The organism is Erythrobacter mangrovi (assembly GCF_013260645.1).
Classification (GTDB): domain Bacteria; phylum Pseudomonadota; class Alphaproteobacteria; order Sphingomonadales; family Sphingomonadaceae; genus Qipengyuania; species Qipengyuania mangrovi.
In genome coordinates, this window is the sequence record NZ_CP053921.1 from 2,090,331 (window position 1) to 2,115,151 (window position 24,821).

24 protein-coding genes are annotated in these 24,821 nt (G+C 63.0%); 13 read left to right on the forward strand and 11 right to left on the reverse strand.

The annotated features are described in order from the left end of the window. The first annotated feature begins 52 nt into the window (after window positions 1-52). From HQR01_RS10610 to HQR01_RS10630, 5 genes are all read left to right on the forward strand, one after another. Window positions 53-877 carry an alpha/beta fold hydrolase gene (locus HQR01_RS10610; RefSeq protein WP_173216335.1) on the forward strand — a complete coding sequence of 275 codons (825 nt, stop codon included), beginning with the start codon at window positions 53-55 and terminating at the stop codon, window positions 875-877. Window positions 878-977: 100 nt separating this feature from the next. Then, entirely contained in the window at window positions 978-2,402 is a 1,425-nt protein-coding gene (locus HQR01_RS10615) for an MFS transporter (protein ID WP_234030136.1), read from the forward strand. A gap of 64 nt (window positions 2,403-2,466) precedes the next feature. Next, window positions 2,467-4,218 carry an N-acyl-D-amino-acid deacylase family protein gene (locus HQR01_RS10620; RefSeq protein ID WP_173214843.1) on the forward strand — a complete coding sequence of 584 codons (1,752 nt, stop codon included), beginning with the start codon at window positions 2,467-2,469 and terminating at the stop codon, window positions 4,216-4,218. Continuing rightward, window positions 4,215-5,225 carry a zinc-dependent alcohol dehydrogenase family protein gene (locus tag HQR01_RS10625; RefSeq protein WP_173214844.1) on the forward strand — a complete coding sequence of 337 codons (1,011 nt, stop codon included), beginning with the start codon at window positions 4,215-4,217 and terminating at the stop codon, window positions 5,223-5,225. Before HQR01_RS10620 ends, HQR01_RS10625 begins: the two co-directional genes overlap by 4 nt. Before the next feature lie 15 nt (window positions 5,226-5,240). Beyond that, window positions 5,241-6,668, forward strand: coding sequence for an amidase (locus HQR01_RS10630; RefSeq protein WP_173214845.1), 1,428 nt, complete (start codon window positions 5,241-5,243; stop codon window positions 6,666-6,668). A 9-nt stretch (window positions 6,669-6,677) separates the two neighbouring features. Here HQR01_RS10630 and HQR01_RS10635 read toward each other — a convergent pair whose 3' ends face one another. Continuing rightward, on the reverse strand, window positions 6,678-7,748 hold the full coding sequence (locus HQR01_RS10635; RefSeq protein ID WP_173214846.1) for a DUF2855 family protein: 1,071 nt from the start codon (window positions 7,746-7,748) through the stop codon (window positions 6,678-6,680). A 116-nt stretch (window positions 7,749-7,864) separates the two neighbouring features. Here HQR01_RS10635 and HQR01_RS10640 point away from each other — a divergent pair, with 116 nt between their 5' ends. After that, a complete protein-coding gene (locus tag HQR01_RS10640; protein WP_173214847.1) occupies window positions 7,865-9,019 on the forward strand; it encodes a DUF819 family protein in 1,155 nt (384 codons plus the stop codon). Between the two features lie 21 nt (window positions 9,020-9,040). On the opposite strand, the gene dnaN is transcribed toward HQR01_RS10640, so the two are convergent. Next, on the reverse strand, window positions 9,041-10,165 hold the full coding sequence (gene dnaN, locus HQR01_RS10645) for a DNA polymerase III subunit beta (protein ID WP_173214848.1): 1,125 nt from the start codon (window positions 10,163-10,165) through the stop codon (window positions 9,041-9,043). A gap of 273 nt (window positions 10,166-10,438) precedes the next feature. Between dnaN and HQR01_RS10650 the strand changes: the two genes are divergently transcribed. Continuing rightward, window positions 10,439-10,795 carry a hypothetical protein gene (locus HQR01_RS10650; protein WP_173214849.1) on the forward strand — a complete coding sequence of 119 codons (357 nt, stop codon included), beginning with the start codon at window positions 10,439-10,441 and terminating at the stop codon, window positions 10,793-10,795. An 82-nt stretch (window positions 10,796-10,877) separates the two neighbouring features. Here the strand turns inward: HQR01_RS10650 and fabG are convergent, their stop codons facing one another. Genes fabG through HQR01_RS10665 form a run of 3 tightly spaced genes read right to left on the reverse strand, consistent with a single transcriptional unit; the run spans window position 10,878 to window position 13,417 of the window. Further along, complete coding sequence (fabG, locus tag HQR01_RS10655) at window positions 10,878-11,630, reverse strand: 3-oxoacyl-ACP reductase FabG (protein ID WP_173214850.1); 753 nt, start codon at window positions 11,628-11,630, stop codon at window positions 10,878-10,880. Beyond that, complete coding sequence (fabD, locus tag HQR01_RS10660) at window positions 11,630-12,568, reverse strand: ACP S-malonyltransferase (protein ID WP_173214851.1); 939 nt, start codon at window positions 12,566-12,568, stop codon at window positions 11,630-11,632. The genes fabG and fabD overlap by 1 nt, the downstream gene beginning before the upstream one ends. Before the next feature lie 24 nt (window positions 12,569-12,592). Beyond that, window positions 12,593-13,417, reverse strand: a complete 825-nt coding sequence (locus HQR01_RS10665) for an LD-carboxypeptidase (protein WP_173214852.1) — start codon at window positions 13,415-13,417, stop codon at window positions 12,593-12,595. Window positions 13,418-13,470: 53 nt separating this feature from the next. Here HQR01_RS10665 and HQR01_RS10670 point away from each other — a divergent pair, with 53 nt between their 5' ends. Beyond that, entirely contained in the window at window positions 13,471-14,898 is a 1,428-nt protein-coding gene (locus tag HQR01_RS10670; protein ID WP_173214853.1) for a glutamate ligase domain-containing protein, read from the forward strand. On the opposite strand, the gene HQR01_RS10675 is transcribed toward HQR01_RS10670, so the two are convergent. Then, a complete protein-coding gene (locus HQR01_RS10675; RefSeq protein WP_325064500.1) occupies window positions 14,895-15,551 on the reverse strand; it encodes a glutathione S-transferase family protein in 657 nt (218 codons plus the stop codon). The genes HQR01_RS10670 and HQR01_RS10675 overlap by 4 nt on opposite strands. After that, window positions 15,535-16,476, reverse strand: coding sequence for a DUF808 domain-containing protein (locus tag HQR01_RS10680; protein ID WP_173214854.1), 942 nt, complete (start codon window positions 16,474-16,476; stop codon window positions 15,535-15,537). The genes HQR01_RS10675 and HQR01_RS10680 overlap by 17 nt, the downstream gene beginning before the upstream one ends. Window positions 16,477-16,680: 204 nt before the next feature. Here HQR01_RS10680 and rpsF point away from each other — a divergent pair, with 204 nt between their 5' ends. The 5 genes from rpsF (at window position 16,681) to HQR01_RS10705 (ending at window position 20,259) form a co-directional block, all read left to right on the forward strand. Further along, on the forward strand, window positions 16,681-17,046 hold the full coding sequence (gene rpsF, locus HQR01_RS10685; RefSeq protein ID WP_173214855.1) for a 30S ribosomal protein S6: 366 nt from the start codon (window positions 16,681-16,683) through the stop codon (window positions 17,044-17,046). Next, the gene (rpsR, locus tag HQR01_RS10690; protein ID WP_173214856.1) at window positions 17,046-17,270 is read left to right on the forward strand and encodes a 30S ribosomal protein S18; all 225 of its coding nucleotides are present in this window, start codon (window positions 17,046-17,048) and stop codon (window positions 17,268-17,270) included. The genes rpsF and rpsR overlap by 1 nt, the downstream gene beginning before the upstream one ends. 13 nt (window positions 17,271-17,283) lie before the next feature. Further along, the gene (gene rplI, locus HQR01_RS10695; RefSeq protein ID WP_173214857.1) at window positions 17,284-17,889 is read left to right on the forward strand and encodes a 50S ribosomal protein L9; all 606 of its coding nucleotides are present in this window, start codon (window positions 17,284-17,286) and stop codon (window positions 17,887-17,889) included. 128 nt (window positions 17,890-18,017) lie between these two features. Continuing rightward, window positions 18,018-19,457, forward strand: coding sequence for an AMP nucleosidase (locus HQR01_RS10700; RefSeq protein ID WP_173214858.1), 1,440 nt, complete (start codon window positions 18,018-18,020; stop codon window positions 19,455-19,457). Between the two features lie 28 nt (window positions 19,458-19,485). Then, entirely contained in the window at window positions 19,486-20,259 is a 774-nt protein-coding gene (locus HQR01_RS10705; protein WP_173214859.1) for an SDR family NAD(P)-dependent oxidoreductase, read from the forward strand. 322 nt (window positions 20,260-20,581) lie between these two features. Here the strand turns inward: HQR01_RS10705 and rimK are convergent, their stop codons facing one another. From rimK to HQR01_RS10725, 4 genes are read right to left on the reverse strand one after another with little or no spacing between them, the layout of a single operon-like run. Next, window positions 20,582-21,487 carry a 30S ribosomal protein S6--L-glutamate ligase gene (gene rimK / locus HQR01_RS10710; protein WP_173214860.1) on the reverse strand — a complete coding sequence of 302 codons (906 nt, stop codon included), beginning with the start codon at window positions 21,485-21,487 and terminating at the stop codon, window positions 20,582-20,584. Next, a complete protein-coding gene (locus HQR01_RS10715) occupies window positions 21,484-21,936 on the reverse strand; it encodes a putative ATP-dependent zinc protease (protein WP_234030137.1) in 453 nt (150 codons plus the stop codon). The genes rimK and HQR01_RS10715 overlap by 4 nt, the downstream gene beginning before the upstream one ends. 8 nt (window positions 21,937-21,944) lie before the next feature. Further along, window positions 21,945-22,949: a YncE family protein gene (locus tag HQR01_RS10720; protein ID WP_234030138.1), complete on the reverse strand. Its 1,005-nt coding sequence runs from the start codon at window positions 22,947-22,949 to the stop codon at window positions 21,945-21,947. Then, a complete protein-coding gene (locus HQR01_RS10725) occupies window positions 22,946-24,790 on the reverse strand; it encodes a M2 family metallopeptidase (protein WP_173214862.1) in 1,845 nt (614 codons plus the stop codon). Before HQR01_RS10725 ends, HQR01_RS10720 begins: the two co-directional genes overlap by 4 nt. Window positions 24,791-24,821 lie beyond the last annotated feature (31 nt).

Here is a 24,821-nt window from a genome sequence, read left to right on the forward strand (position 1 = left end):
GAGCCACCGCGTGAGTAAACGAGACCAGTCCGAACTGACCGCGACCATCCAGATGATGGAGGCAGGCGGACGCACATTGCGTGTCGCCACGTGGCGCCTGGACGAACAGTCGGACCATCCGCCAATCCTGTTCTTCAACGGTATCGGCGCTAATATCGAGGCGGTTGCCCCGCTGGCGGAGCAACTGCCGGAACGTGGCTTCGTCATGTTCGACATGCCCGGGACCGGCGAGAGCCCCGACCCGACGGTGCCCTATAACCCCTTTACAATGAGCTGGGCTGCCAAGCAGATACTCGAGCAGCTGGGCCTTGAGGACGTCGACGTCATGGGCGTGTCCTGGGGCGGTGCGATGGCCCAGCACTTCGCGCTCCAGTATCCCAAAGCCACCCGCCGGCTCGTGCTCGTGGCGACGACCGCCGGCATGCTGATGGTCCCGGGCAATCCGGCGGCGCTGACCAAGATGGCCAACCCGCGGCGCTACATCGATCCCAATTTTATGAACGAGCATTTCCAGACGCTCTATGGCGGGATTGATCGCGACGGTGCCGAGCACCAGAAGGACAGCCACATCGGCCGGCTTAAGCCACCCAGTCCACGCGGCTATTTCTACCAGATTCTGGCCATGCTGGGCTGGACCAGCCTGCCCGCCCTGCCGTTCCTCGGCAAGGAGACGCTGGTGATGATGGGCGATGAAGATCAGATCGTGCCGCTGATCAATGGCCGTATCCTGGCTTCCGCCATTCCCAATGCACAGCTCGAGGTCTTCCGCGGGGGCGGGCACCTATTCCTTTTGACCCATGCGGACGAAGCAATCGCATCGCTGAGGAAATTCCTCGATGCGCCGGCCACCGACGCGGAGCTGGCGCGAGCTGCCTGAGGGCAAGGCCTCGGGTCCATCTAGCAGGAACAGCAAGACCATGGACCCGAATATTCTCGCTGCCCCCCCTTCGCGACAAGCATATGGCGAAGGCGGCGCATTGAGCCGAACGGGCTTCGCCTGGGCGGTGTTCGAATGGGCGCGCAATCCGTACTACATCCTCATCGTCATCTATATTTTTGCGCCCTATTTCGCGCGGGATATCATTGGGGCCGATCTTCTTGCAGGCGGGACGCTCGATCATCTCGATCCGGAGAAGGCGCGTGCGACCGCCAATGCCCAAGGCCAGGCGACCATCGCTTCGGTTACCAAATGGGCGGGTTTTATCGCCGCGCTGACCGCCCCCTTCCTTGGCGCGGCACTCGACCGCGGCGGACGGCTCAAGCCGCTGCTGTTTATCACGCTGCTGTCGATCACCATTTGCTCCGCAATGCTGTGGTTCGCGATGCCGGGCGGCGAAGGCTTGCCGATCCCGATGGTCATGGCGCTGCTGGTGATTGCCTATGTCAGCTACACCTATTCCGAGGTGACCCATAATGCGATGCTGAGCGTGGCCGGAGCGCCGAACCGGCTCGCGATGATTTCAGGCCTGGGGCTTGGTCTGGGCAATTTGGCTGCAACGCTGATCTTCATCGGGCTAGTACTGCTTTTTGTCCTCCCTTCGATGGTCGGCTGGCCCTTCGCCACCCCGCGTTTCGGGTTCGACATCGCAAAATTCGAACACATGCGCATCGCCGGCCCGATCTGTGCGGTCTGGCTCGCGCTCTTCTCCATCCCCTTCTTCCTTAACGCAAAGGATCCCGGCGTTCCGGGCGCGAGCTGGCGCAAGGCAGTGGGCGATGGGGCTCGCAGCGTGCTCAAGACCCTGCGCGAGGCATCCCATTATCGCGAGCTGATGAAGTTCCTGCTCGCACGCATGTTCTATGCCGACGCCATGGCCGCGTTGCTGGCATTGGGCGCCGTCTATGTCGCGCTGTTCCTCAACTGGGGCTTCCTCGAAATGCTGTGCTACGCGATCTTCGCGAGCGCCTGCGCCTTCGGCGGCGGCATTTTCGGTGGCTGGCTGGAACACAAGGTCGGCGTAAAGCGTGCCTTGGCGATTGAGATCATCGCCATGGTCGCAACCCTCGTCGTCCAGCTCAGCATTACCCGTGAAAGCCTGTTCTTCGGCCTGGTCCTCAATTCGCAGGTGTGGGATGGACTGGTTTTCAAGACCCTCTCGGATCTGACCTACCTTGGCTTGATCAGCATCATCGCCATCACCGCCACCGCCAGCATTTCGTCGAGCCGCACCATGCTTGTCGCCTTGGCCCCACCAGGCCGCAGCGGCGAGTTCTTCGGGCTCTTCGCCATCGCCGGGACGATTACGGTGTGGATGGGTCCGTTGCTGGTAGAACGCTTCACTCTGTGGTTTACCAGCCAGCGCGTCGGCATGGCGTCTATCTCAATCCTCTTCACGATCGGCCTGGTGACGTTGCTGACAGTGCGCATGCCGAAAAGCGCAAGCAACCCACGCACTGCCTAAAGGGCACTGGACTCATCGGTCCTTATGTGAAACCTTCTTCTCAAGAGAGAGGAGACCCCGCACCATGCCCGCATTCGATCTGATAATCCGCAATGGCACCATCGTGGATGGCACCGGCGCCCCACGCTTCACCGGCGACGTCGCCATCCGTGATGGCCTGATCGTGCAGGTCGGCGAAGTTCGTGGCGACGCAGCGGAAGAGATCGATGCTGGCGGCAAGCTCGTCACCCCCGGTTTCGTGGACGTCCACACGCACTATGACGGCCAGGCGACCTGGGACCAGGAAATGGCCCCATCGAGCTGGCACGGCGTGACGACGGTGGTGATGGGCAACTGCGGTGTCGGCTTCGCGCCTGCCGCCAAGGACAAGCACGAATGGCTTATCGGGCTGATGGAAGGGGTCGAGGATATTCCCGGCACTGCCCTTGCCGAAGGCCTGTCGTGGAATTGGGAGACCTTCCCCGAATATCTCGACGAACTCGAACGCCTGCCGCGCAGCATCGACGTGGGCACCCATGTCCCGCACGGCGCGGTGCGCGCCTATGTGTTGGGTGATCGCGAGCAGCCCGGTGCCATCCCCACCGAAGAGGACATCGCCAAGATGTCCGACATCGTCGAGGAAGGCGTGCGCGCCGGCGCGCTTGGTTTCTCCACGTCACGCACTGTGCTCCACCGCGATATCGACGGTGAAGTCGTGCCCGGCACTACCGCGACGGCAGAAGAGCTTGTCGCCATCGGCCGCGCCATGGGCCGCGCCGGTCACGGCGTGTTCGAAATGGCCAGCGACATGATGCGCGACTGGGACGAGTTCGGCTGGATGGGCAAGATGAGCCGCGAAACCGGGCTGCCCGTCACCTTCGCCGCGCTCCAGTCGATCGCCAAGGAAATGCCGCTCGACGAGCAGATCGCCTGCATGCGCGCCGAGAATGACAATGGCGCCAACATTGTCGCCCAGATTGCCCTGCGCGGCAACGGCATCGTCATGGCATGGCAGGGTACCGTGCACCCCTTCCGCTTCCGCCCGAGCTGGCAGGCGATCGAAGGCCTGCCGTGGGAAGAGCAGCGCGCCAAGCTGCTCGATCCCGCGTTCAAGGCCCAGCTCCTGTCCGAGCAGAACGATCTCAGCGAGGTCAATCAGGACATTATCGGCCTGATCATGGTCGTCTGCGGCGGCTGGGGCATGCAGTTCGAAATGGACCCTGATTTCAACTATGAGCCGACCGCCGAGGAGAGCATCCTCGCGCGTGCGGCAAAAGCTGGCGTCTCGGGCGACGAATATGCCTATGACCTGCTCTGCCGTGATGAGGGCAAGGGCTTCATCTACCTGCCGATCCTCAATTACGCAGACGGCAACCTCGACTTCCTGATGGATCTCCAGCAGTCGGACGACACGGTCAATTCACTGTCCGATGGCGGCGCACATTGCGGCACCATCTGTGACGCCGCTTCACCGACCTTCATGCTCCAGCACTGGGTCCGTGATCGCCAGCGTGGCACCATCACGTTGGAGAATGCGATCAAGCGCCAATGTTCCGACACCGCGCGCCTTTACGGACTGGAAGATCGCGGCGTGCTGGCCCCCGGATACCTCGCCGATCTTAACATCATCGACATGGACCGCCTCAAGCTGGGCAAGCCGTGGCTGGCCTTCGACCTGCCTGCAGGCGGCAAGCGGTTGCTGCAGAAGGCCGAGGGTTACGTCGCCACGATCAAGAACGGCACGGTGACCTTCCGCGACGGGGAGTGGACCGGAGCCACGCCCGGCGGCCTAATCCGAGGGCCGCAGCGCGTCGAAATGGCGGAGGCCGCAGAATGAAGGCTATCCGCATCGGGGCTAGCCCCGCTTCGCTGGATGCCCTCGAATATGTCGACCTGGACGACCCGGCCGCACCCGGACCGGGACAGATCAAGGTTGCGCTCAAGGCGAGCTCGCTGAACTTCCACGACTATGCGGTGGTCAAGGGAATGATCCCGTCCGCACTTGGACGCATTCCCATGTCGGACGGCGCGGGCGAGGTGGTGGCGATCGGCCCCGATGTCACCGAATACGCAGTCGGTGACGGGGTGGTCAGCACCTTCTTTCCCGACTGGCTCGATGGCACACCGCCGCGGACTGCATTCACCCGCGTGCCGGGCGACGGGATTGATGGCTATGCACGTGAGACAATCACGGCACCGACCACGTGGTTCACCCGCGCGCCCAAGGGCTACAGCCATGCCGAGGCAGCGACCCTGACCTGCGCAGGCCTCACGGCATGGCGGGCACTGTTCGTCGACAATGCGATCAAGCCAGGCGACACCGTGCTGGTGCAGGGAACCGGTGGTGTCTCGATCTTTGCCCTACAGTTCGCCAAGGCTGCGGGTGCAACCGTCATCGCCACCAGCTCCAGCGGTGCCAAGCTGGAGCGCCTCCGGGACATGGGCGCCGATCACCTGATCAACTATAAGGAAGAAACCGCCTGGGGCGCAAAGGTCCTGGCATTGACCGCTGGCGTTGGGGTCGACTGCGTGGTCGAAATCGGCGGTGCGGGGACGCTCGACCAGTCAATGATGGCAACGCGCGTCGGCGGCCACATTGCCTTGATCGGGGTGCTGGCGGGCTTTGCCGGGCCGGTCCAGACTGCGCTGCTGATGGCCAAGAACCTGCGTGTCCAGGGCCTCACAGTGGGCAGCCGCAAGCAGCAGCTCGACATGATCGCGGGCATCGAAGCGAACGACATCCGGCCGGTGATTTCGGACACTTTCGGGCTGGAGCATCTGGCCGACGCCTTCCGCCATCAGGAGAGCGGCGGACACTTCGGCAAGATCGCCGTAGAAATCTGACAGGAAGGACCGGACATGGGTTTTGCCGAGTATGATCGGTTCGATGCGCTTGGCCTGGCCGGGCTCGTCGCCAAGGGCGAGGTTACCCCGCTTGAGCTCGTCGATACCGCAATCGAGCGGATAGAGGAGCTCAATCCGCGTCTGAATGCGGTAGTCTTCACCGATTACGAAGGTGCCCGCGAGCGTGCCCGCGGTCCCCTTCCCGATGGTCCGTTCAGGGGTGTGCCCTTCCTGCTCAAGGACATCCTTGGCGATCTGGAAGGATGGCCTACGCGCAACGGCTCGCACATCTCGCCACCCGTGCCGATGCCATTCACGGCCACATTGGTGCAACGCTTCCTCGCAGGCGGCCTGGTCCCGCTGGGCAAGACCAATGTTCCCGAATTCGGGCTGGTGGCGACGACCGAAAGCAAGCTCTACGGCCCCGCAGGCAATCCCTGGAACCCGAACCACTCGACGGGTGGGTCATCGGGCGGCTCGGGCGCGGCAGTCGCGAGCGGGATGGTGCCGGTTGCGCACGCCAATGACGGTGGTGGCTCGATCCGTATCCCGGCGAGCTGCAATGGCCTCGTCGGCCTCAAGCCGACGCGTGCGCGCAATCCGTTGGGACCGATGCTCGGCGACGTGATGGGCGGGCTTGTGGCGGAACATGTGGTGAGCCGCAGCGTGCGCGACACCGCAGCCATGCTCGATGTCACCGCCGGTGCGGAACCGGGAGATCCCTATTTCGCTCCCCCCGGACCCGCAAACTGGCAAAGCGCCGCTGCGGAACCCTGCCCCAAGCTGCGTATCGGCTTCGCCCGCACCCGGCCCGGTGGCGGCGCGGCGCTCGATCCGCAAGCCGTCGCGGCAGTCGAACACGCCGCGAAGCTATGTGCGGATCTGGGTCACCAGGTCGAGGAAGCCTCACCGCCGATCACCAACGAAGACATGTTCGAAGCCTTCATCGCGATCTGGGCCAGCGGCGTCGCAATGCAGATCGACGGGATCTGTGCGCTCACCGGACAGAAGCCCGGGCCGGACAATCTCGAAGGCCTGACCCGCGGCCTCTATGCCATCGGCCAGGCGACCTCCGCGCCGCAGCTATGGGGCGCGATCTTCCAGTTGCAGCAAATCGGGCGGGCCGTCGCAGGCTGGCATGCGGACTATGACGTCTGGCTGACCCCGACCCTCGGGACACCGCCTCCGGCGAACGGAACATTCGTGCTCGACAGCGAAGACGTGGAAGCGGGCTTCGGCGCGATGACCGACTATGTGCCCTTCACCGCCATCCAGAACGCCACCGGCCAGCCTGCGATCAACGTGCCGCTGTGGTGGACGCCGGAAGGATTGCCGATGGGGACGCAATTCGTCGGCCGGGTCGGCGAAGAAGCGCTCTTGCTTCAGCTCGCCACCCAGCTCGAGACGGCCCAGCCCTGGTTCGACCGCCGACCGGCGCTCTGACGGGCAGAATCAGGGTTCGATCACGATCCCACGGGCCGGGTCGATCGATCCGGCGACCATTTCGACGAAGATCGCACGCGCGGCATCGAGGCCCGCGTGGCGCTCGATCGCGACCGAGCTACCCGCATCTTCAAGGAAACCGCGCCAGCTTTCCGCCATCTGCTTGCCGGCTTCTTGCGGCCCGACTTCCTTGAAGAGCGCCACCGCGTGATCGGGTGCGAAGAACAGGGTTGGCGTGGGTCCGGGCAGGTCCCCCGCCCCCATGCCGCGCGCATCGACGTGCGTTGCACCGACCAGGCAAGAATATTTCAGCGCACCGCCCAAGCGTTCATGGATTTCGCGCAACAGGTTGGAATTGCCCGCGAAGTCGACCGATACGCTATCGGCCTGCGGCAGTTCACCAACCGCATCGTAGGACAACACTGTGTCGTAGAGCCCGCTCGCCTCGACGAAGGCGACATTGCCGGCTGAGGTCAGCCCGATCCTGCGCACGTCCGGTGAGCGGCGCTTGGCCACGCTGGCGAGACCCATGGCCGTCTTCGATGAGGCGCTGGTGATCACCAGCTGGCCCGCTCCGAACCAACCTTCCGAGCGCATGAAGTACTCAATCAGGAAGCCCGTCTTGAACAGCGGGCCGAAGATCATCCGCTCGCCTTCACGGGCGGGATCGTGCTCCGGATCTGCTGCCAATCGTGAATACTGGTTGTAGATCGGGCTCATCGGCTGGCGGTGCTCGGCCGTGTCGACGAAGCCGCCGGGTGAGATTTTGCCTGGGACGACGTCGAGATGGCTGGCCATCGGGAGGTAGCCATAGACGCGCTCGCCCACTGCCAGCTCCGGACAATTGCTTTCGACCACGCGCGCATGGCCCCACATCGGCACGATCCCCTTGCCCTCTGGCGCGGGGAAGAAGTTCCAGTAACCGAAGCCGTCGCCGACCACCGCATAGGTCACATTGTTGGCGGTGACCGAGAAGCTTTCGATGGCAAGCCTTGCCGCTCCGGCGGCAAGCGGTCCAGCATCGAGCTCTACCACCTGCGCTTCGGTGAGTTTCGCCTTGTCGACATGGACTTGCTGCATCTTGGTTCTCCTTTGCAACTGAGGTTAGCGATATCGATCATAGCTGGCGAGGAGTTTGCATGAATTCATTGGCGTTTGGCCAAGCGGACCCATAGGCTCATCGTATGGGGGAAGCCTTGATCTCATCGCCGTGGGCGCTGCTCGTCACCCTTCTCGCATCCGTGGCTTTGGCCGACTGGCTGGGGCGCAAGGGCATGGCCAGGAAAATGGGTGCGGCGAGCCTGGTAATCCTGCTTGGCGCCCTGCTCGCCAACATCAGCCTGATTCCGAAGGCGGCCAATGGCGGCCCGATCTACGACCAGATCTTCGCGATCGTCACGCCCGCGTCGATCTTCCTGGTCCTGCTCGACGTAAACCTGCCCGCGCTGCGCCGTGCCGGGGGCATGATGGTGGCGACCTTCCTGGTCGGGGCGGTCGGGGTCATGGTGGGCGTGGTGCTGGCCTTCCAGCTGCTCCCCATGCGCGATGTGCTCGGCCCGCTCGCGGCCCCCTTTGCCGGCATGTACACGGGAACCTACACGGGCGGCGGCGCGAACTTCAACGCGATCGCCTTGGCCTATGGCGTGTTCGGCCAGGGCACCGAGTTCGTGACCGCCTTAGTGGTCGACAACGTTATGACCAACATCTGGCTGATGCTCTTGCTGGCAATGCCGTTGCTGCTGTCGCGCTTCAGCAGGTTCGAAACGCGCGAATATGCCGCGACCGATGCAGACGGGGCGGTTAGCGAAGAGAAAGCCCGGATCGACTCGTTAGGTGTGGCACTGCCCCTCGCGCTGGCTGCAGTGGCGGTCTTCGTGTCGGATGCGTTGGCAGCTGAATTGGCGGAACTGGGCCTACCCCTGCCCTCGATCCTCATCCTGACCACCCTGGCACTGATTGCGGCCCATATCCCCGGCGTGGACCGGTTGCGGCTCGCTCAGCCGATCGGCGTATGGGGCATGCTGCTGTTCCTCGCCTGCGTCGGTGCGAGTGCAGATCTTGCCGCGCTGATGCGTGCCCAATCGCTGGGCATGCTACTGTTCACCTTTGTGGGCGTGGTGTTCCTCGTCCACATTGCCGTGCTGCTGGCATGGGGATGGTGGCGCAGGGCCGACCCGGTGCTCCTGGCCATGGCATCGGTTACCAATATCGGCGGGGCCACGACCGCCTTCGTCATCGCCGAAGTCAACCGGCGCGAGGACCTGCTGCTCCCGGGCATCCTGGTGGGTGCCCTGGGCAACGCGATAGGAACCTACCTCGGCTTCATGGTCGCTGGAATGCTCGCGGCCTGACAGGCAGGCCCCGAGAACCAACTACACCCGCATCGGCATCAGTACGTAGAGCGCGGGCGCATTCTCATCCTTGCGGATCAGGGTCGGCGCACCGGCATCGGCAAGGTGGATCTCGACCGTATCGCTATCGATCTGGTTGAGGATATCCTTGAGATAGCCGGCGTTGAAGCCGATCTCGAACCCTTCCGAGCGGTATTCCGCGGACAGTTCTTCCGAAGCCACGCCATTGTCGGGGGAGGTAACGGTCAGCGTCACCTTGTCGGTATCGAGGCCCATCTTCACCGCGCGGGTCTTCTCGGTCGCAATGGTCGCGACGCGGTCGACACCTTCGAAGAAGCTCTTCGGGTCGACCTTGAGCAGCTTGTCGTTGCCGGTCGGGATCACGCGCGAGTAGTCGGGGAAGGTACCGTCAATCAGCTTGCTGGTCAGCACCACCCCGCCTTCGCCGCCCAGCGTGAAGCGAATCTTGCTAGCCGAAAGGTCGATCTGGACATTGCCGTCCATCGCTTCCTCAAGCAGCTTGCGCAATTCGGCCACGGCTTTGCGCGGCACGATGACATCGGGCATGCCTTCTGCCCCGGCAGGGCGCGGCAGGGTGAAGCGAGCGAGACGGTGACCGTCGGTCGCCGCCGCCTTCAGCACCGGCTGATCCTCATCCGAAACGTGGAGGAAGATACCGTTGAGATAATACCGCGTTTCTTCGGTCGAGATCGCAAAGCGCGTGCGGTCGATCAGATCGGCCAAGGTTCGGGCGGGCACTTCGAAACTGGTCGGCAGGTCACCCTCCACGATCACCGGGAAGTCATCGCGAGGCAGCGTGGGCAAAGAGAAGCGGCTGCGCCCGGCCTTCACCGCCATGCGGTTGTCTGCAGTCTCGAGGCTGACCTGGCTCCCTTCGGGCAGCTTGCGGGCGATATCGAACAGCAGGTGTGCCGACACGGTGATCGAACCCGGGCTTTCGACATTGGCGTCCATATGCTCGACCACCTGCAGGTCGAGGTCGGTCGCCATGACCTTGAGCGAGCTGTCGCCATCAGCCTCGATCAGCACGTTCGACAGGATCGGGATGGTATTGCGGCGCTCGACCACCGACTGGACGTGGGAGAGACAGCGCAGCAGGTTTGCGCGTTCGATGGTGGCCTTCATGGTCCTTCTTTCGTCCCTAGTAGGCGCGGAAGGGGCCGGAATCGCCCCCTGAGCGCCGGAATACGGATATCCACCCTAGCGGGGCTGCCATCCCCTTCAAGGTTCAAGGCGCAGGGCGCGGGATTCCTTGGGGATAAATGGCGGCGAGGCAGACTTGGACACTGCGAGGATCGAATGAGGGCCCGCGTGCGCGATTTTGCGCTGAGAACCGGACTGTCGGCTCACGACCCGATAGCAGACTCGGCGAAGTTGTGGCATCTCCAGAGGATGGGATTGAGCAAAGTAATCTCGGCGCTTCTTGCTATCAACACGACGACCGGTTGTGCGACGCTAGCCGCTGAACAGCAGCCTTCAGTCTTCGCAGACCCGGCACGTTTTGTGGGGCAAGAGGTATACATTTGTGGCCGATTGAGCGGCACTTCAAACATTTATTCCTCATACAACAAATCTTGGGGGCTCAGCATCTTGGCGACCGAGGTGACCGCCCCGCTCATCCTCCAAAAATCGCTCAATCAGCGATCCGCTTGCTTTAGAGGAACCATCGAAGATGTTGGATGCGACACCAGCAAAGAGATCATCTGCACCGATTGGGCCTTCGATCACGCTATCAACGTAGCCGAGGTCGAATAGCAGCTTGCCACCCAATAGTGGCCGTTCAGAGCGCCAATAACTCTGGGCGTAAGCGGACAGTATAGCCGGAACCCCAAGCCTCCTACGAGATCATCGCCATGCCACCGTTCACGTGCAGCGTCTGGCCGGTGACATAGGCCGCCTCGTCGCTGGCGAGGTAGGCTACCGCAGCGCCAATCTCGTCGCCCTCGCCCATCCGGCCCATCGGAATGCGCGCGTTGATCGCCGCCTTCTGGTCGTCGGTCAGCGCTTCGGTCATCGCGGTACGGATGAAGCCCGGCGCCACGCAGTTGACCGTGATCCCGCGACTGGCGAGTTCCTGCGCCAGGCTCTTCGACATGCCGGTGAGGCCTGCCTTGGCGGCCGTGTAGTTCATCTGTCCCGGATTACCCGTCGCCCCGACCACGCTGGTGATCGAGATGATGCGCCCATGGCGCGCCTTCATCATCGGGCGGGCGGCTGCGCGCATCAGGCGAAAGCTCGCCTCCAGATTGATGCGAATCACCTGATCCCATTCCTCGTCCTTCATCCGCATGGCGAGGTTGTCGCGTGTGATGCCGGCATTGTTTACGAGGATGTCGATCTTGCCGAACGTGTCGACCGTAGCAGGGATCAGCTCTTCGACCTGGGTCGTGTTCGACAGGTCGCAGGTAATCTCGACATGATCATGCCCGAACTCATCGTTCAACTGCTCGCGGAATGAGCGCAGCTTCGCCGCGTTGGATCCCGACAAGGCAAGGCGCGCGCCCTGTTTCGCCAAGGCATAGGCGATCGACGAGCCGATTCCGCCGCTGGCGCCGGTAACGAGGGCGGTCTTTCCTTCGAGGCTGAACATCACCCGTTCTCCTTCGCGAAATTCTCGAGGTCTTCCATTGTGATCAGGCTGGTTGCCTGCGCGTCCTTGTCGATCCGGCCAACCATCGGGCCGAGCACCTTGCCACCCAGCTCGACGAAACGCTCGATGCCCGCAGCGCGCATGGCAAGCACGCTTTCGCGCCAGCGGACGCGGCCGGTCACCTGCTCGACCAGCAGGCGTTGTTCTTCCGCCGGGTCGGTCACGCGCGCGGCAGTGACGTTGGCGAACAGGGGAACAGTGAATGCGTGTGGCGGGGTCGCGGCAAGCGCTTCTTCCATGCGCCGCGCGGCCGGTTCCATCAGCGAGCAATGGAACGGGGCCGAAACGGGCAGCTTGATGCCGCGCTTGATGCCATGCTCCTTAGCCAGCTCGATCGCGCGGTCGATCGCCTCTGCATGGCCGGAGATAACGACCTGCGTGGGATCATTGTCATTGGCGACTTCGCAGACCTGGCCCTGTGCGGCGGCTTCGGCGAGCGCGGTAGCCTTCTCGATATCCGCGCCAAGGAGCGCAGCCATCGCGCCGACTCCGACTGGTACCGCGTCCTGCATCGCCATGCCGCGCAGCCGCAGCAGGCGGGCCGCATCGGCCAGCGAAAAGGCGCCCGCAGCGCATAGTGCGCTATATTCGCCCAGCGAGTGGCCCGCGACGCAATCCGCGGCGCTGGCAAGGACGATACCAAACTCCTTCTCGAGCACGCGCGCGGTCGCGACCGAATTGGCCATGATCGCGGGCTGCGCATTGGCAGTCATCGTCAGCTCGTCTTCCGGCCCATCCTTCATCAGGCCGGAAAGGCTCTGCTCCAGCGCCTCGTCGACTTCCTGGAACACCTCGCGTGCATGCGCGCTGGCGGCGGCAAGCTCGACACCCATGCCGACCTTCTGGCTGCCCTGACCGGGGAAGATGAATGCAGTCATGTGAATCTCCTCAAGGTGGCGCGCTTAGGAGCGGGGCGCGCGGGCCTCAAGCCCGAAGGGGACAATCCTGTTGGCAGCGTCATGCCCGATATCGGCGCGACCGAGATAGGGAATGCCGCTGCGTCGGCACCAATCCTGCGCAATGGCGATCTCGTCGGAGCCGAAGGGGCGATCGTTTTCAGGCACTTCGCTAATCCGTCCGAGCCGCAGACCGGCAATCCCGGCAAGGTGCTGGGTAATGTGGAAGAACAGGCGATCCATGGCATAGAGATGCTCTGCCACTTCCTCGACCATCACGACGTGCCCGGTGAGGTCGGGCGCAAGCTCGGTTCCCACCAGCATCGCCAGCGTGGTGAGGTTGAACGCGACTGCGGGCCGTTCGTCGAGGTGTGGTTCGAGGCCAATGTTGCTGCCGCCAAGCCAGTCGAGCGCACGGCCGATCGTTTCGGCACCGCCCTCTCGTCGGATATCGCCGGCAAGCGGTCCGTGGGCCACGCGCCCGATGCCGTGGCGATACAGCGCACCGAGCAGGAAACCGGTATCGGAATAGCCAAGGTAAGACTTGGCCCGCGCGACTGGGTTCATCGCAGCCACGGCCTGTGCGGCAATGCGGTTCGAACCATAGCCACCCATGGCGAACCACACCGCGTCGAAGCCGGGATCGTTGGCGCAGTCGAGCAAGGCTGCGAGCCGCGTCGCGTCATTCCCGGCAAAATGCCCCTCTTCGAGGAAGCACTGATCGTGGAACTGTACCTCGACATCGCTGCGCGCAGCCGCCAGCGCCTTGACGGCTTCGGCCCTTTCGCGCTTGAGCGGCTTTCCCGGGGCGCAGATCGCAATTCTGACCATGTGCCCTGCTAGCGCGCTTGTGTTGGCGGGCACAACTCAATAGCTGCTCCGGCATGACGGATATGCCCACCCCCGAAGAGCTTTTCACGCGCCCGTTCTTCTTCTGCGGTATCGGTGGTTCGGGAATGCTGCCCCTAGCCCAGATCGTGCTGGGCCGCGGGGCGAAAGTCGAAGGATCCGACCGTAGCCACGACCAGGGTCGCACCCCGGAAAAATTCGCCGCAATGGAAAGTCAGGGGTTCGTGCTGCACCCGCAAGATGGCAGTGGCATAATCTCGCCGGACCAGGTGTTGGTGGCGAGCGCGGCGATCGAAGACACCGTGCCCGAAATCCAGCGCGCCAATGCGCTCGATTGCCTGCGCCTCTCGCGCGCCGAGCTCAACTCGATCCTGTTCAACACCAGTGGCGCGGGCCTCGCCGTCGCAGGCACCAGCGGCAAGTCGACCGTCACCGGAATGCTCGGCTGGATTCTTCATGCCGTCGGCCGCGATCCCACGATCATGAACGGCGCGGTGATGAAGAATTTCGTCTCGCCCGAACGCCCCTACGCCAGCGCGGTGATCGGCGGACGGGCGATCTATGTCAGCGAAGTCGACGAAAGCGATGGCTCGATCGCGCTCTACCGCCCGGCGGTGGGTGTGCTGCTCAACGTCAGCCTCGACCACAAGAGCATGGAAGAATTGCGCCAGCTCTTCGCTGATTACCTGGCGCGCAGCCGCATCTCGGTGATCAATGCCGACGACCCCGAAGCATTGGCACTGTTGCCGCATGCGAAGGAGGTAATCACCTTCGGCATCGAGCAGGAGAAGGCGCAGATCGGAATCCTCCCCGGAACGATCGCCGAAGGGCCGGTACGGCAGGCGGCGATGGTGATCGACCGCCATGACGGATCGGAACACGCCCTGCGCCTCAACCTGCCCGGGCGCCACAACCTTTCGAACGCGCTCGCTGCGATTGCAGGTGCCGCGGCCGCGGGGATCCCGGTGGCGAGGGCGGTTGAGGCATTGGGAAGCTTCGCAGGGCTGGCACGTCGTTTCGATATCGTCGGGACGACATCGTCCGGCATCACGGTAATCGACGATTTCGGCCACAATCCGGAAAAATGCGCTGCGACCCTGCGCACGCTCAAATCCCATCCCGGGCGGGTCATCGCGTTCTTCCAGCCCCACGGATATGGGCCATTGCACCAGATGGGCGACGAGCTGGCGGAAACCTTCGCGCGCGAACTGGGCCCCGACGACCTCACGATCCTGTGCGATCCGGTCTATTTCGGCGGAACGGTCGATCGAAGCGTCGGTAGCGAGCGGATCGTCGGGCTGATCGAACAGGCAGGGGGGCGCGCCGAGTACATCCCGGCTCGCGATGATGTCGCCGCCTTTATCGCCGAGCGCGCGCAACCGGGAGACCGGATAGTGGTCATGGGCGCACGCGACGACACGCTCAGCGAATTCGCCAAGGGCCTGCTGCGGCGTCTTTCCTAGATCGCGGCCGGTCCTGCGGCCTCACGTTCCCACGCACGCCTGAACCCATCCCTCGCCCTCAGGCGCTCACGATAGGCCTTCAGGTTTTCGGGCACGCCTTCGTCGAGCCCGACGCTTTCGGCGAGCACTAGCGCGTAACCGCAGCAAATATCGGCCACGGTAAAGCGGTCGGCGCACAGGAACTCGCGGCTTTCCAAGCGCTGTTCAAGCTTCACCAACCGCTTCCAGAACCACTTGGCGTAGGCTTCACCCGCTTCCTGCAGCCCCTTGTCCTTCTCGAACAGGACGAAGCGCATATAGACCGTCTGCGGGAAGGTGATCGTCGCATCGGCGTGGTAGGTGAAATCGCAATAGGCCGCATAGTCCGCCTCGCCAGCCGCAATCGCCAGGTCGGTATAGCCGTCCTTCGTCGCGAGATAATGGGCGATCGCGCAACTCTCGGTCATGCGCACATCGCCTTCGATTAGCAGCGGCACGGTGCCGAGCGGATTGAGCTCGAGGTATTCGGGTGCAAGGAAACGCGGTGGGAACGGCAGCATCCTGAGATCGATGTCGACCCCGGCCTCCTCCGCCGCCCAGGTCGCCCGGAAACCCCGCGATCGGGCACAGGTGTAGAGGGTCGGCCGCTCCGCCATGTCAGTGACTCGCCCCAATCTTCAGCACCTTGTGCAGCAGCACCGCGATCGCGTAGCCCAGCACCAGCCCGACACCCGCTGAGAGCGCGGCATAGGTAAGCCATCCCAGCACACCGCTCAGGGCTCCGGTGGCAAGTTCGACCGCATGCTGGATGCCATGCGCGAGTTCGGCCGGGCCATGAAGGCCGAGCTCTTCCAAACCGTGCAGGATGATGCCGCCGCCGACCCACAACATCGCCACCGTTCCAACGGTCGAGAGCACCGTCAACACCTTGGGCATCGCATTGACCAGCCAGCGCCCGAAGCGCCTGGTCGATTCCCGCTCACGCTCGGCAAGGTGCAGGCCGATATCGTCCATCTTCACGATCAGCGCGACCGCGCCATAGATGCATACTGTAATCGCCACTCCGACCAGCGCCAGCACGCCGGCTCGGACAAGCAGCGTCTCGTCGGCCACGGTCGACAGCGTGATCGCCATGATTTCCGCTGAAAGGATCAGGTCGGTACGGATCGCACCGGAAACGCGCTGTTTCTCGAACAGCGCCATGTCCTCGATCGGGTCCTCGAGCGTTTCGCCATGCTCCTCGCCGGTCAGCCACTCCATAACCTTTTCGGCGCCCTCATAGCTGAGATAGGCGCCGCCGAGCATGAGCAGCGGGGTGATCGACCAGGGTAGGAATGCACTGAGGAGAAGCGCCGCGGGCAGTAGGATCACCAGCTTGTTGAACAAGCTCCCACGCGTGATCTTTGCAATGATGGGTAGCTCACGGTCAGGCGTGAACCCGGTAATATAATTCGGCGTCACCGCGGCGTCGTCGATCACAACCCCGGCGGCCTTTGACCCCGCCTTGCTCGCGGCCACGCCAACGTCGTCGACCGAGGCCGCCGCAGCACGCGCAATCACTGCCACATCGTCGAGCAGTGCAACCAACCCACCTGGCACACATGTCTCCTTTGCATGAAGGCCCCCTGCGCCCCTGCCCTGCCTAATGCCCGGCCGCAAGCCTTGCATTCTCCGTCAATCCCGTTATGTGCGCGCATCCCTCGCTTCCGGGCCCACCGGAATCTAGGGATTCGAAGAAAGCCGGAGGGGCCCCGCAATCCCGCGGATCAGCCAGCGATCGGCCCGAAGTGAAAGGACAAGCACATGGCTCTGTACGAGCACGTGTTCCTTGCGCGCCAGGATCTGAGTCAGGCTCAGGTCGACGCCTTGGCGGCGCAGGCTACTGAGATTGTCGAGGCGAATAACGGCAAGGTCACCAAGACCGAGACCTGGGGCCTCAAGAACCTCGCCTACAAGATCGACCGCAACCGCAAAGCGCACTTTGTGCTGCTCAACATCGAGGGCCCCGGCTCCGTCGTTGCCGAGCTCGAGCGCCAGACCCGCATCAACGAAGACGTGATCCGTTATATGACGATCGCCGTCGACGAACATGAAACCGGCCCGTCGGTCATGATGCGCAAGAACGAACGCGACAAGAAGCGTCGCGAAACCCGTGAGGAGCGCGACTGATGGCCCGCCCGTTTTTCCGCCGCCGCAAGTCCTGCCCGTTCTCGGGCAAGAACGCACCCGTGATCGACTACAAGGACGTTCGTCTGCTCCAGGGCTTCATGTCCGAGCGTGGCAAGATCGTTCCCAGCCGCATCACCGCCGTCAGCGCCAAGAAGCAGCGTGAGCTCGCCAAGGCGATCAAGCGCGCACGCCAGATCGGCCTGCTGCCCTACATCGTGAAGTAAGAGGAGAAGGCACATGGATATCATCCTCCTCGAACGTATCGAGAAGCTCGGCACCATCGGTGACGTCGTCACCGTCAAGGACGGCTACGCCCGCAACTTCCTGCTCCCGCAGAAGAAGGCCCTTCGCGCCAACGAAGCCAACAAGAAGGTCTTCGAAGCCAACCGCGATCGCCTGGAAAAGGAAAACGCCGAACGTCGCGTTGTCGCCGAGAAGGCTGGCGAGAAGGTCGACGGCGTCGAGATCGTCCTGATCCGCTCTTCCTCGAACGCTGGCCAGCTTTACGGCTCGGTCAATGTGCGCGACATCGCGATTGCGCTGGCCGAACAGGGCCACGACATCGACAAGAAGCAGGTCATCATGGGCCACCCGATCAAGACCCTGGGCATGCACGACGTTCGCGTCGACTTGCACCCGGAAGTCTCGGTCACGATCAAGGCCAACGTGGCGCGTTCGGACGATGAAGCCGAACTGCAGCGCCAGGGCGTCGACGTGATGGCTCAGATGTTCGAAGACGACAAGGCAGCCGAAGGCGGCTCGGGCTTCACCGAAGCCGTCGACCCGACGCTTGAGCCCGGCGAAATTCCCGCCGACATGCTCGAAGGCGGGGACGAAGCCTGAGGCTTCCGCCCACCTTGACGCCAACAAAAAGGGGCGCGATCCGAAAGGGTCGCGCCCCTTTTGTAATACACCCCTGCCATGTGGCATGGGACAAAACCGATAAACACAAGAGGCAGGAGTAAACGCCCATGGAATCTATCGACCGCATTCTCGACCGGCTCGAGAAAGTCTACGACGCGGCCGTCAAGCGGCTGCGTGAGGATGTCATTGCCTTCGGTCGCACGCGCGACCTTCCCGCGCCCGAACGGCGCGCCGACGGCAGCTACGCCTATCCTGAGCTGCGCCTGCGCTTTCGCGGCGGCGACCAGCCAGAGGATCGCAACCGCGCCTTCGGGCGACTCAATGCGCCGGGGCTGTACACCACCACAGTTACCCGCCCCGCGCTGTTTCGCGACTATCTCAAGGAGCAGCTCGAGCTGATCTCCTCGAACTACGAGGTTGAGGTCGAGGTCGGCTCTTCGCAGCAGGAAATCCCTTTCCCCTATGTGCTCGACGGGGAGGCCAGCGCTGTCCTGGTTGGGGTCGACCCCAATGCCATCGCGCGGCACTTCCCCTCAACGGAGCTGGCTGACATCGGCGACGAACTTGCCGACGGCATCATCCTGGGCGGCGTGGACGATCCGATCCCGCTGTCACTCTTCGACGGACTACGAACCGACTTCAGCCTGGCGCGTCTCGCCCACTACACCGGCACCGCGCCCGAGCACTTCCAACGCTTCATCCTGTTCACGAACTATCATCGCTATGTCGATGAATTCGTTGATTGGGCTGGCTCGCAACTCGGCTCAAACGGTTACACCGCCCTGGCCGGCGCGGGTGGACTGTTGCTGACCGAGAAAACCGAGAATGCGCGCGCGCAGCTCTCCGACACCGCATGGCGGCGGCACCAGATGCCGGCCTACCACCTCGTTGGCCCCGACCATGAGGGCATCACGCTGGTCAACATCGGCGTCGGCCCGTCCAACGCCAAGACCATCTGCGATCACCTCGCTGTCCTGCGGCCCGAGGCGTGGTTGATGATCGGACACTGCGGCGGTCTGCGCCCAAGCCAGAAGATCGGCGACTACGTGCTCGCCCATGCCTATCTGCGCGACGATCATGTGCTCGATCCGGTACTTCCGCCCGAAATCCCCCTTCCCGCCATCGCCGAGGTCCAGCAGGCGCTGGCGAAGGCGGCGGAGATGGTCTCAGGCGAGCATGGCGCCGACCTCAAGAGGCGGATGCGTACGGGCACTGTCGTCACCACCGACGATCGCAACTGGGAGCTTCGTTACACGCAGTCGGCCCATCGCATGTCGCTGAGCCGTGCGGTTGGCGTCGATATGGAAAGCGCCACCATTGCCGGCCAGGGTTATCGCTTCCGCGTCCCCTATGGCACACTGCTGTGCGTATCCGACAAGCCGCTCCATGGCGAAATCAAGCTGCCGGGCCAGGCGAACAAGTTCTACGAGGAGGCGATTGCCGCCCACCTCGAGATTGGTGTTACCGCCTGCCGTCTCTTGCGTGACGAAGGGCCCCGCTTGCACAGCCGCAAACTGCGCGCTTTCAACGAACCGCCGTTCCGGTGATAAGGCTCCCCTGAAGAAGGGGAAATTCATGAGCAAGGCAGATAACCGTTCGCGCTCGATTGCGGGCCGCGTGGCCATCGTCACCGGCGCGGCGAGCGGCATGGGCCGTGCGACCGCGAAGCTCTTCGCAGCCGAAGGCGCCAGGGTCGCCGTGACCGATCTCGACTTCGCGGCCTGCCAGGCTGTGGCTCGCGAATGCGGAACGAACGCGCTGCCCTATGCGCTCGACGTGGCCGATGCCGAAGCAATCGCCAGGGTCGTGATTCAGGTGGCGGAGGATTTCGGAGGCATCGACATCCTCGTCAACAATGCCGGTGTGTCCAGCTTCTGCCCGCTCGACCAGGGTGACGCCTACGATGAAATCTGGGCAAGAGCGCTGGCAGTAATGCTGACCGCGCACCAGCGCATGGTCCGCGCGGCGCTGCCCTATCTTCGCAAGAGCGATGCCGCGCGCATCGTGAACATCGCCTCTACCGAGGGCCTCGGCGCGACCCCTGGCGACACTCCCTATGTCGCGGCCAAGACCGGGGTGACCGGATTAACGCGCGGCCTCGCGGTCGATCTCGGCCCGGAGGGAATCACGGTGAACTGTATCTGCCCCGGCCCGATCAGCACGGCGATGACGCAAGGCGTGCCCGACGAACACAAGATCATCTTTGCCAAGCGACGCACCGCCTTGAAACGCTACGGCGACCCCGAGGAAGTGGCCCACATGACCCTGTCACTGGTGCTGCCAGCTGCCAGCTACATCACCGGCGCGGTAATTCCTGTCGATGGCGGCCTGATGGCACGGAATGCTTAGACTTCAGTCGCAGCTTCCTCGGCTGCATCGGCGGCAGCGTCTTCGGGAAAAACCACACCGCCGGCGAACTGCAGTTCAGAACAGCCGCCGTGCGTCGTCTCGTCGCATCCGTAAAACGCGATGTCCGCTTCCCAGCCACCCAGCTCGATGTGGATGATCGGGTCGTTACAGGAGTCCTAGTCGAGCGTCGGTTCATGAACCGCGATTTCAAGCAACGAGACGATGCCTTGAGGATCGCTGGCGGTCACCATGGGATCTGTCGCCACGGCCGGACCGGAAAGAACAAGTCCGCAGGCGGCAACCAGCATCGATACTCGGCGCATCATCCCTTCCCTTTCGTCTTCGTCTTGCCTTGTTGGGCGTGGTCTTCGATGAACTTGATGATCATGCCGGCAATATCTTTGCCGGTTGCCTGCTCAATACCCTCGAGTCCGGGTGAGGAATTCACTTCCATGATCACCGGGCCGTGATTGCTCCGCAGCATGTCGACACCGCAGACGTTCAGGCCCATCCGCTTTGCCGCGCGCACCGCGGTCGAGCGTTCCTCGGGCGTGATCTTGATTAGTTTCGCACTGCCGCCGCGATGGAGGTTCGAGCGGAATTCATCCGGCGCGCCGGTGCGTTGCATCGCGGCGACCACCTTGCCACCGATCACCAGCGCACGGATGTCGGTGCCGCCGGCTTCCTTGATGAACTCCTGCACCAGGATGTTGACGTTGGCCCCGCGAAACGCCTCGATCACCGATTTGGCGCTGCTCATGGTTTCGGCCAGAACCACGCCGATACCCTGGGTTCCCTCGAGCAGCTTGATTACCACCGGTGGGCCGTTGACCGCGCGAATGATTTCCTCGGTCTGCTTGGGATCGTGGGCAAACGCAGTCAGCGGTAGCCCGAGCCCGTGCTTGGCGAGGATCTGCATGCTGCGTAGCTTGTCGCGACTGCGACCGATCGCGACGCTTTCGTTCAATGACCACACCCCGGCCATCTCGAACTGGCGCAAGATCGCAAGGCCGTAATTCGTAATCGACGCGCCAATGCGCGGGATGACCACGTCGTAACCGTTCACCTTCTCGCCATTGTAGCTGACGGTGGGGCGGTGACTGGCGATATGGACCGTGCAGCGCAAGGTGTTGAGCACGTCCATGGAATGCCCACACGCCTCGGCCGCTTCGACCAGCCTCCTGTGCGAATACAGGTCCGGGTTGCGCGCCAACATGGCGATCTTCATGTCTTGTAGCCTTTTTCCACGTCCCGACCGGGCGTCTGAAGCCACGAATGGCCCGAGTCGACGACGAAGCGGCGCCTTAGCGCAGATCGGCCGATGAGCATTGGAAATTTCATGTCGGATCGGTCGGCAAGGCTGATCTCCACCCGGAACTCAAGGCTACCGATCCTTAGTGGCGTTTTTATGATCATCCGGCGTTGCGTCTCGCCGTTCGAACTGGTGATGCCGCGCCAATCGACATGCACGGCCTCACACACTTGCCGGACGTGCTGACGTTCGAAATCGACCGCAAAGCGGACATACTGCTCCCCATCGCGCTCGAACTTCTCGAGCACGGTCGCATGGAGCGACGACGTGCGTGCCCCGGTGTCGATCTTGGCGGGCAGTTCATGAAGGCCAAGTTCCGGCAAGTGCACGAGTTCGCGCCATCCAACGACCGGCATGAGCTTCATTTCGGGGTTCACTCGATGATCGCCAGCCCGTCTCCGCCATCCCCACCATCGAGGCGGCGCAGTACCTTGCCCGAAGCGAAATCCACTTCAGCGATCGTGTCGGTGCCGGTTTCCGCAACGTAGATCCGCTGTCCGTCCGGCGACCACAGTATGGTCACCTGCTGGCGCTGCTCGGCCTCTTGCGGACTCGATACCGCAATCGTGCGCGCCACTTCGCCGGTTTGCGCATCGATCACCGTCAATGCCCCTGCTGCAAGGTCCGAAGTGACCGCAAAATCGCCTTGCGGCCGTACGGCGATACGCAAAGGAAATGGACCGACCGAGACCGATTTGCGGACCGTCAGGTCTTCAGGGGAAATCATATAGGCTTCGTTCGAGCCACGCGCGGAAACCCACAGAGTCTCACCGTCGGGCGCGAGAGAAATGCCCTCCGGCTCTATCCCCACTTCGATCGATTGTGGCGCACGGCGCGTCAGCAAGTCGACCCTCGTCACCGTCTTGGAGCTCAAATCGGTCGTCCAGGCATGCCGCGCATTGGGCGCGACTACCAGCATGTGCGTGCCACGCTGGCCCGTCCCGTATTCGAAGGTTTCGGCCTTGCCGAGCGGATCGCGAACCCAGAAAATCGACTGACGTCCTTCGGCGGTGGCATAGAGGTCGCCATTGTCTTGCCAGACGATGCCGTGCGGGCGGGCATTGTCGCCCAGTTCAATGCTCGCGACCTTTTCAAGGCCATCCGTGCGGAAGATGTCGACGCTCGTCCCGCCATAGCAGGCGAGCGCGACATGGCGGTCATCGGGCGAGGTCGCCAGTTCGTGCGGGTTGGCACAACTCGCCACCAGCGCCGTGCGCGCACCGGTCGCCAGATCGACCTTGGCCAGCGTGTTGCCGAATTTTCCCGCGACGAACAGCGCCCCGCTGACACCTTCCGCGGCAGGAGTTTCAGTGACCTCCGCCAGCGGTGCACAGGCAACCGCCAGCGGGATCAGGACCAGTGGGAAGACGCGGCTCACCATCCCTTGGGCTTGCCCTTGTTCTGCTGCTCAAGCCACTTCATCAGCGGCTTGAAATACTCGAGCATCGGTTTGGCGCTCATCTCGCGGGTCCCGGCGAAAACTTCGAGCGCGTCGGGCCATGGCTTGCTGGCCCCCATCTCGAGCATGGCGTTCAGCTTCTCGCCGACTTCCTTGTTGCCATAGAACGAGCAGCGATGCAGCGGTCCCTTCCAACCAGCCTGGTCACAGGCGGCCTTGTAGAACTGGAACTGCAGGATCCGCGCGAGGAAGTACCGCGTATAGGGCGTGTTACCCGGGATGTGGTACTTGGCACCGGGATCAAAGGCATCAAGCGGGCGATCGACCGGCGGGGTAATGCCCTGGTAATCGCGCTTCAGCCCAACCCATGCCGCATTATAGGCCTCGGGCGGGACGGTGCCGTCGAATACGCCCCAGCGCCATTTGTCGACCAGCAGGCCGAAGGGCAGGAATGCGACCTTGTCCATCGCCTGGCGCAGCAGCAGGCCGATGTCCTTGTCCGCGCTGGGCACGTCGTTGCGATCCAGCAGGCCGATCTGCACCAGGTACTCCGGCGTGATCGAGAGCGCGACGAAATCGCCGATCGCCTCATGGAAGCCGTCATTGGCGCCGTTGAGGTGCAGGTAGCTCTGATCCTGATAGGCGCGCTGGTAATAATTGTGGCCGAGCTCGTGGTGAATGGTGACGAAGTCGTCGGCATTCACCTTGATGCACATCTTGATGCGGATATCGTCCTTGTTGTCGATATCCCAGGCGCTGGCATGGCACACGACTTCGCGGTCGGCTGGCTTCAGGAACATCGAGCGCTTCCAGAAGGTCTCGGGCAGCGGCTTCATGCCCAGCGAGGAGTAGAAACCCTCGCCGATCTTGACCATGTCGATCGGGCCCTTGTCCTGCGCGGCCAGCAATTCGCCGATGTCATAGCCGATGTCGCCAGCCCCGGCGGGAGCTACCAATGGGTAAATATTGCCCCATTCCTGGGCCCACATGTTGCCGAGCAGATCAGCACGGATCGGGCCGGTCTTTGCCTGCACCTCATCGCCGTACTTCTCACTAAGCTTGCTGCGCACATAAGCGTGCAGTGCGACGTAGAGCGGCTTGGTCTCTTCCCACAACCTTTCGGTCATGGCGGTGAACTCCTCGGGACTCATGTCATAGCCCGAACGCCACATTGCACCGACATCGTCGAAACCGAGTTCCTTTGCGCCTAGGTTGGCGATCTCGACCATGCGGACATAGTCGCCCTTCATCGGACCGCCGACATTGTCGTGCCAGCTGGACCACATCTCGGCCAGTTCTTCCGGAGTCCGTTCGGGATTGCCCATTTCGGCTTCGATATCGGAGCCACTGATCTCCTTGCCGTTCAACATCCCCTTGCCCTTGCCGTACTGGCTGTTGAGGCGCGTCGCGATCTCGTTGAGTTCGGTCGCTGCACCTGGCATGGTCGGAGCGGGCAGGACGATGTTGTTGCGCAGGATGTCGAGCTTGCGCTTCACCACCGGGTCGAGGTTGGCAATTTCAGCGTATTTCGCGGCTTCGAGCGCATATTTCACGCTCTTCTCGGTACCCACGGCGCCGATCTTGGCCGCCAGCGCATCGGTGTCTTCGGTGATGTAGGTGTTGTTGACCCAGTAGACCTGGCTCGCCTCTACCGAATAGTCGAAGAGATCCTGTTCGACCGAGGCGACCCAGTCTGCAGCGCCTTGTGGCGTCATCGGGAAGGCGGCATTCTCGGCCGGCGCGACCTCGTGGTGTTCAGCCAATGCGGGGCTGGCAAGCGAAATGGCGAGCGCGGACAGCGCGACGGATGCGAATTTCATGAATGTCCTCTCTCGGGAACTTACGACTGGT

Excerpts from the sequence above, each read along its gene's own strand:
- HQR01_RS10610 (WP_173216335.1), top strand. The coding sequence starts at position 53 with ATGATGGAGGCAGGCGGACGCACATTGCGTGTCGCCACGTGGCGCCTG.
- HQR01_RS10620 (WP_173214843.1), top strand. The coding sequence starts at position 2,467 with ATGCCCGCATTCGATCTGATAATCCGCAATGGCACCATCGTGGATGGC.
- HQR01_RS10625 (WP_173214844.1), top strand. The coding sequence starts at position 4,215 with ATGAAGGCTATCCGCATCGGGGCTAGCCCCGCTTCGCTGGATGCCCTC.
- HQR01_RS10630 (WP_173214845.1), top strand. The coding sequence starts at position 5,241 with ATGGGTTTTGCCGAGTATGATCGGTTCGATGCGCTTGGCCTGGCCGGG.
- HQR01_RS10635 (WP_173214846.1), bottom strand. The coding sequence starts at position 7,748 with ATGCAGCAAGTCCATGTCGACAAGGCGAAACTCACCGAAGCGCAGGTG.
- dnaN (WP_173214848.1), bottom strand. The coding sequence starts at position 10,165 with ATGAAGGCCACCATCGAACGCGCAAACCTGCTGCGCTGTCTCTCCCAC.
- fabG (WP_173214850.1), bottom strand. The coding sequence starts at position 11,630 with ATGTTCAGCCTCGAAGGAAAGACCGCCCTCGTTACCGGCGCCAGCGGC.
- fabD (WP_173214851.1), bottom strand. The coding sequence starts at position 12,568 with ATGACTGCATTCATCTTCCCCGGTCAGGGCAGCCAGAAGGTCGGCATG.
- HQR01_RS10665 (WP_173214852.1), bottom strand. The coding sequence starts at position 13,417 with ATGGTCAGAATTGCGATCTGCGCCCCGGGAAAGCCGCTCAAGCGCGAA.
- HQR01_RS10670 (WP_173214853.1), top strand. The coding sequence starts at position 13,471 with ATGACGGATATGCCCACCCCCGAAGAGCTTTTCACGCGCCCGTTCTTC.
- rpsF (WP_173214855.1), top strand. The coding sequence starts at position 16,681 with ATGGCTCTGTACGAGCACGTGTTCCTTGCGCGCCAGGATCTGAGTCAG.
- rpsR (WP_173214856.1), top strand. The coding sequence starts at position 17,046 with ATGGCCCGCCCGTTTTTCCGCCGCCGCAAGTCCTGCCCGTTCTCGGGC.
- rplI (WP_173214857.1), top strand. The coding sequence starts at position 17,284 with ATGGATATCATCCTCCTCGAACGTATCGAGAAGCTCGGCACCATCGGT.
- HQR01_RS10700 (WP_173214858.1), top strand. The coding sequence starts at position 18,018 with ATGGAATCTATCGACCGCATTCTCGACCGGCTCGAGAAAGTCTACGAC.
- HQR01_RS10705 (WP_173214859.1), top strand. The coding sequence starts at position 19,486 with ATGAGCAAGGCAGATAACCGTTCGCGCTCGATTGCGGGCCGCGTGGCC.
- rimK (WP_173214860.1), bottom strand. The coding sequence starts at position 21,487 with ATGAAGATCGCCATGTTGGCGCGCAACCCGGACCTGTATTCGCACAGG.
- HQR01_RS10715 (WP_234030137.1), bottom strand. The coding sequence starts at position 21,936 with ATGAAGCTCATGCCGGTCGTTGGATGGCGCGAACTCGTGCACTTGCCG.
- HQR01_RS10725 (WP_173214862.1), bottom strand. The coding sequence starts at position 24,790 with ATGAAATTCGCATCCGTCGCGCTGTCCGCGCTCGCCATTTCGCTTGCC.